Raw genomic sequence first — 1,200 nt, 5'->3', positions numbered from 1 at the left:
CCCCGCCCCCGGCGCCCGCCGCCGCTCCCCCGCCGCAGGCCCCAGCCCCGGCTCCGGCCGCTCCCGCGCCCCCGCCGGCTCCGGCTCCCGCGCCGCAGGCCTCCCAGCAGACCGGCTCCGCCGGTCAGGCCGCCGCCAACGGCGAGGTCCGCTACGTCACGCCGCTGGTCCGCAAGATGGCGTCCGAGCTGGGCGTCGACCTGGGAACGGTCAACGGCACGGGCCCCGGCGGGCGGATCAGCAAGCAGGACATCCTCGACGCCGCCCGCGGCGCGCAGGCCACCCCGGCGGCCCAGGCCACCCCGGCACCGGCACCGGCCGCCCCGGCTCAGGCCGCCCCGGCCGCGCCCGCCCCCGCTCCGGCCGCGCCCGCCCGGCCCGCCGCCGCGCCCGCGGCGAAGGCCGCGGCACCGGTCCCGGCGCTGCGTGGCAAGACGGAGAAGCTGTCCCGGCTGCGCTCCGTCATCGCCAAGCGGATGGTCGAGTCGCTGCAGGTCAGCGCCCAGCTGACGACGGTCGTCGAGGCCGACGTCACGCGGATCGCGAAGCTGCGCGCACGGGCGAAGGACGCGTTCCTGGCCCGCGAGGGCGTGAAGCTGTCGTTCATGCCGTTCTTCGCGGTCGCCGCCTGCGAGGCGCTGCGGGAGCACCCGGTGCTCAACGCCAGCGTCGACACCCAGGCCGGCACGGTCACGTACTACGACGTCGAGCACCTCGGCTTCGCGGTCGACTCCGAGCGTGGCCTGGTCGTGCCGGTCATCCACAGCGCCGGCGACCTGAACCTCGCCGGGATGGCCCGCAAGATCGACGACCTGGCGAAGCGGACCCGCGCCAACCAGGTCTCCCCCGACGAGCTGGGCGGCGGCACGTTCACGCTGACCAACACCGGCAGCCGGGGCGCGCTGTTCGACACCCCGATCATCAACCAGCCCCAGGTCGGCATCCTCGGCACCGGCACCGTCGTCAAGCGGCCGGCCGTCGTCGAGGACCCGGAGCTGGGCGAGGTGATCGCGGTTCGTTCCACGGTCTACCTGGCGCTGACCTACGACCACCGGATCGTCGACGGCGCGGACGCGGCCCGCTTCCTCACCACCGTGAAGAGCCGCCTGGAGGAGGGCGCCTTCGAGGCCGAGCTCGGCCTGTAGGCCCACCCGCCCCCAGCGGCTGACAGCGCGTCGGGCCCCGCGTCTCCCCAGGAGG

At 76.1% G+C, this 1,200-nt stretch carries 1 protein-coding gene; it reads left to right on the top strand.

Going from position 1 to position 1,200, the window contains the following annotated elements:
* Nucleotides 1–1,145, top strand: a 1,145-nt coding sequence (gene sucB, locus I6A81_RS00030; protein WP_203010051.1) for a 2-oxoglutarate dehydrogenase, E2 component, dihydrolipoamide succinyltransferase, incomplete at its 5' end; no start/stop codon positions are given.
* Nucleotides 1,146–1,200: the final 55 nt, after the last annotated feature.

Source organism: Frankia nepalensis, from assembly GCF_016786325.1.
Lineage (GTDB): Bacteria > Actinomycetota > Actinomycetes > Frankiales > Frankiaceae > Pseudofrankia > Pseudofrankia nepalensis.
The sequence above is the reverse complement of the archived record's forward strand: the minus strand, read 5'-3'. Positions and strand labels throughout refer to the sequence as shown.